Below are 5,173 nucleotides of genomic sequence, written 5' to 3'. Positions count from 1 at the left end.
GCGCGTGGCCGCCAAGCTGGACGTGGCCCAGATCAGCGACATCACCAAGGTGGACAGCGCCGACACCTTCGAGCGCCCCATCTACGCGGGCAACGCCATTGCCACGGTGCAAAGCAGCGACAAGATCAAGGTCATCACCGTGCGTGGCACGGGCTTTGACGCAGCGGCCACCACGGGCGGCAGCGCCCAGGTGGAGCAGCTGGCCGCCGCTGGCGACAGCGGCAAGAGCAGCTTCGTGGGCCGTGAAGTGACCAAGAGCGACCGCCCTGAGCTGACGGCCGCCAAGATCATCGTCTCCGGCGGACGCGCGCTGGGCAGCAGCGAGAAGTTCCAGGAAGTCATCACGCCCCTGGCCGACAAGCTGGGCGCGGCCATCGGTGCTTCGCGCGCTGCGGTGGACGCAGGCTATGCGCCCAACGACCTGCAGGTCGGCCAGACCGGCAAGATCGTGGCGCCGCAGCTGTACATCGCCCTGGGCATCTCGGGCGCCATCCAGCACTTGGCCGGCATGAAGGACTCCAAGGTGATCGTGGCGATCAACAAGGACCCCGAGGCACCGATCTTCTCGGTGGCCGACTACGGCCTGGAAGCCGACCTGTTCCAGGCCGTGCCCGAGCTGGTGCAGGCGCTGTAAGCGACCAAAGCTGAAAAATGAGGGGCACAAGGCCCCTCTTTTTCCGTCACGGATGCCGGGATGGCCCGCTGGTCATGGTTCGCGGCAACGACTACAACAACGGCTTTGGCCGCCAGCGGGTGCTGGCAATGGCATGAACCGAGAGGGAGATTGAAATGAAGATGATGCGCTTGCGCCTGGCCCGCACGGCCGTGGCCTTTGTCTGTGGCGCCATGGCGCTGGCCGCGGAGGCCAATGCCTGGGTGGTGGGGCAGGTGGCACCCATGTCGGGAGCCGGCGCGACGCAGGGCCGGGCCTATGCCCAGGGCATGCGACTTTACTTCGACCAGATCAACAAGGCCGGCGGCGTGCAGGGCCAGCCCGTGCAACTGGTCACGGTGGACGATGTGGGCCACCCCGATGAAACCGTGGACAAGACCCGCAAGCTGCTGGACGAGTCCAAGCCCGTGGTGCTGGCCGGCTACTTCGGCAACCGCAACATGGCTTCGCTGCTGGACAGCAAGCTGCTCGACCAGTCCCAGATCTCCCTGGTGGGTTACCAGAGCACGGACACGCGGGTGCTGAGCCATCCCCAGATCTTCAGCACGCGCGCCAACCTGCCCGAGGAAATGGCCAAGATCGCCTCGCACCTGGCCACCGTGGGCATCACGCGCCTGGCCCTGCTGCATGACGAACGCCCGGATGCCAAGGCCGTGGCGGAACTCGTGGACAAGGCAATTGCGCCTTCCAAGGCCAAGCTGGTGGTCAGCGCCTCGCTGAGCACGGGCAAGGGCGCCATGGACAAGGCCGTGTCCCAGTTGCAAAAGGCCCAGCCTTCGGCGCAGGCCGTGATGGTGGTGGCCTCCAGCCCCGTGACCTCGGCCTTCGTCGAGGCGTACCGCATGGCGGGCGGCACGGCCCAGATCTACGCGACATCGGAAGCCGATATCGAGCAGCTGGCCAAGCGCCTGCCCGTGGAGTTCATGAGCGGCCTGTCCATTGCCCAGGTCGTGCCCAGTCCCTACAAGGTGACCATGCGCCTGAACAAGGAGTTCAGGGACGCGGCCACCGCTGCCGGCAAGTCGCTGACCGTGCCGGTCAGCTACGCCATGATGGAAGGCTATGTGAACGCCCGCGTCATCGTGGAGGCCATGCGCCGCACCCAGCCGCTGACGCGCGAGAAGCTGGCCGCTTCGCTGCGCGGCCTGGACGCCTTCGATCTGGGCGGCTACTGGGTTACCTATCGTCCGGGCTCGCAGGCGGGCTCGAAATTCGTGGATTTGTCCATCGTCAACGCATCGGGCCGCGTCACGCAATAACGCAGCAATGCAGTAGTGCCGTGGCGGCGCGCCCGCTGTCCCAGGTCGCCGCGCGCTGCGCGCCGGCGGTCCAGGCTCTGTTCAGGAAGGTTCAACAATGACTTACTCGGCTCCCCTCAAAGACATGCTGTTCGCCATGGAGCATCTGGCCCAGATCGACCAAGTGGCGCAGTTGCCCGGTTTCGAGGAGGCTGGCCTCGAGACCGCCCAGGCCGTGCTGGAGGAATGCGCCAAGCTGTGCGAAGGCGTGGTGGCGCCGCTGAACCTGCCGGGCGACGTGGCGCCTTCCAGCCTCAAGGACGGCGTGGTCACCACCACGGCGGGCTTCAAGCAGGCCTTTCGCCAGTACGCCGAAGGCGGCTGGCAGGGCCTGCAGCATCCGCAGGATTTTGGCGGCCAGGGCCTGCCCAAGACGATTGGCGCGGCCTGCGTGGAAATGCTCAACAGCGCCAACCTGAGCTTTGCGCTGTGCCCGCTGCTGACCGACGGCGCCATCGAGGCCCTGCTGACGGCGGGCAGCGATGAGCTCAAGGCCACCTATCTCGAGAAGCTGGTGACCGGCGAGTGGACCGGCACCATGAACCTGACCGAGCCCCAGGCCGGCTCCGACCTGGCCCTGGTGCGCACCAAGGCCGATCCGCAGCCCGATGGCAGCTACAAGGTCTTCGGCACCAAGATCTTCATCACCTATGGCGAGCACGACATGGCCGAGAACATCGTCCATCTGGTGCTGGCCCGCGTGGCCGGGGCGCCCGAGGGCGTCAAGGGCATCAGCCTGTTCGTGGTGCCCAAGTTCCTGGTCAACAAGGATGGCTCGCTGGGCGCGCGCAACGATGTGCACTGCGTGAGCATCGAGCACAAGATGGGCATCAAGGCCTCGCCCACGGCCGTGCTGCAGTACGGCGACAACGGGGGCGCCATCGGTTACCTGGTGGGCGAGGAAAACCGCGGCCTCGAATACATGTTCATCATGATGAACGCGGCCCGCTACGCCGTGGGCGTGCAGGGCATTGCCGTGGCCGAGCGCTCCTACCAGCATGCCGTGGCCTATGCCCGCGAGCGCGTGCAAAGCCGCCCCGTGGACGGCAGCGTCAAGGCCAGCGCCACCATCATCCACCACCCCGATGTGCGCCGCATGCTCATGACCATGCGCGCCTACACCGAGGGCTGCCGCGCCATGGCGGCCACGGCCGCTGCGGCCTACGACGCATCCCACCACCATGCCGATGCCCAGGTGCGCGAGGCCAATGCGGCCTTCTATGAATTCATGGTGCCCCTGGTCAAGGGCTACAGCACCGAGATGAGCCTGGAAGTCACCAGCCTGGGCGTGCAGGTGCACGGCGGCATGGGCTTCATCGAGGAGACGGGCGCCGCCCAGTACTACCGCGACGCCAAGATCCTGACCATCTACGAAGGCACGACCGCCATCCAGGCCAATGACCTGGTGGGCCGCAAGACGGCGCGCGATGGCGGCCAGACCGCGCTGGCCATTGCGGGCCAGATCGAGAAGACCGAGGCCGAGCTGGCCGCCAGCGGCACGCCCGAGGCACTGGCCGTGGCCCGCCAGCTGGCCGCTGCGCGCCAGGCCTTCGTGGAGGCGGTGCACTTCGTCTCGGGCCAGGCCAAGGCCGAGCCCAATGCCGTGTACGCCGGCAGCGTTCCCTACCTGATGCTGGCGGGCAACCTCGTCGCAGGCTGGCAGATGGGCCGCGCCCTGCTGGCGGCCGAGCAGCTGTTGCACAAGGGACAGGACGAGGCCTTCATGCGCGCGAAGATTGCGACGGCGCGCTTTTATGCCGAGCACATCCTCGTCAAGGCGGCGGGCCTGCGCGATGCCATCGTGCACGGCGCAGGCAGCGTGATGGCACTGCCCATGGACGCCTTCTGACCCGGCGCTCCCGCAAGGCACAACGCAGACAGAGATACCGAGAACCAACGGAGACAACGCATGTCCAAGCTTCCCCCGGCGCTGAAGAAACTGGCCCTGCCAGTGATCGGCTCGCCGCTGTTCATCATCAGCAACCCCAAGCTCGTGATCGCCCAGTGCCAGGCCGGCATCGTGGGTTCCATGCCCGCGCTCAACGCGCGCCCGGCCGAGCAGCTCGAAGACTGGCTGGCCGAGATCACCGAGACCCTGGCCGCCTGGGACAAGGCTCATCCGGACCGGCCCTCGGCGCCGTTCGCCATCAACCAGATCGTGCACAAGAGCAATGACCGGCTCGAGCACGACATGCAGATGTGCGCCAAGTACAAGGTGCCCATCGTCATCACCAGCCTGGGTGCGCGCGAGGACGTGAACCAGGCCGTGCACAGCTGGGGCGGCGTGGTGCTGCACGACATCATCAACAACAAGTTCGCGCACAAGGCCATCGAAAAGGGGGCCGACGGCCTGATTGCTGTGGCGGCGGGCGCGGGAGGCCATGCGGGTGTCAAGAGCCCGTTCGCGCTGATCCAGGAGATCCGCGAATGGTTCGACGGCCCCGTGGCGCTGTCGGGCTCCATCGCCTCGGGCGGTGCCATCCTGGCGGCCCAGGCCATGGGAGCGGACTTCGCCTATATCGGCTCGGCCTTCATTGCCACGCATGAGGCGCGTGCGCACGACGCCTACAAGCAGGCCATCGTGGACGGCACGTCCGACGACATCGTCTACAGCAACCTGTTCACGGGCGTGCACGGCAACTACTTGGCGCCGTCCATCCGCGCGGCTGGCCTGGACCCCGACAACCTGCCCGAGTCGGACCCCAGCAAGATGAACTTCGGCGGCGACGCCAAGAAGGCCTGGAAGGACATCTGGGGCTGCGGCCAGGGCATTGGTGCCATTCGCGAAGTCACGGGTGCGGGCGAGCTGGTGGAGCGTCTCAAGCGTGAATACAACCAGGCGCGCGACCGCCTGCTGTCCACCCCGTAAGGTCAGAAGAGCCCAGGACGGGCTCTTCTCCTACTCTGCCAGACGGCGCCTTCGGGCGCCGTTTTCTTTGGGTATTACCCACGCTGTGCGGGTCCGGTCCTCGAAGTTGTTTGCGCAAAACCCCTTGCGCACGCTTGACTGCTTCACTCGGCTTCCCCCTACGAGCGACTTGCCTGGAGCAAGTTTGTTTAGAATTCTTTGCGTAATTTCAGTAAATACTGAAATTACAGAATAAATGAACAAACCTTGTACCCCGTCATTGCCTGAGTTCCACCAGCTGGCGCGTCGTCCGATGGCGGGTACGGGGCGCCTGGTGCTGGCCTCGCTACGCGG

4 protein-coding genes are annotated in these 5,173 nt (G+C 66.1%); all 4 read left to right on the top strand.

All coding sequences use genetic code 11. From position 1 onward, the window contains the following. The coding region (locus tag L995_RS09040; RefSeq protein ID WP_231574391.1) for an electron transfer flavoprotein subunit alpha/FixB family protein at positions 1 to 634 on the top strand (634 nt) is incomplete at its 5' end. Positions 635 to 789: 155 nt separating this feature from the next. Further along, positions 790 to 1,932, top strand: a complete 1,143-nt coding sequence (locus tag L995_RS09035) for an ABC transporter substrate-binding protein (protein WP_016450177.1) — start codon at positions 790 to 792, stop codon at positions 1,930 to 1,932. Between the two features lie 97 nt (positions 1,933 to 2,029). Beyond that, complete coding sequence (locus tag L995_RS09030; protein ID WP_026062604.1) at positions 2,030 to 3,820, top strand: acyl-CoA dehydrogenase; 1,791 nt, start codon at positions 2,030 to 2,032, stop codon at positions 3,818 to 3,820. Between the two features lie 60 nt (positions 3,821 to 3,880). After that, entirely contained in the window at positions 3,881 to 4,840 is a 960-nt protein-coding gene (locus L995_RS09025; protein WP_012204314.1) for an NAD(P)H-dependent flavin oxidoreductase, read from the top strand. Positions 4,841 to 5,173: the final 333 nt, after the last annotated feature.

The sequence above is a fragment of the Delftia sp. ZNC0008 genome, from assembly GCF_000799035.1.
Taxonomy (GTDB): Bacteria; Pseudomonadota; Gammaproteobacteria; order Burkholderiales; family Burkholderiaceae_C; genus Comamonas; species Comamonas tsuruhatensis.
Note: the sequence above shows the minus strand (reverse complement) of the source record. Positions and strands in the feature narration are given on the sequence as shown.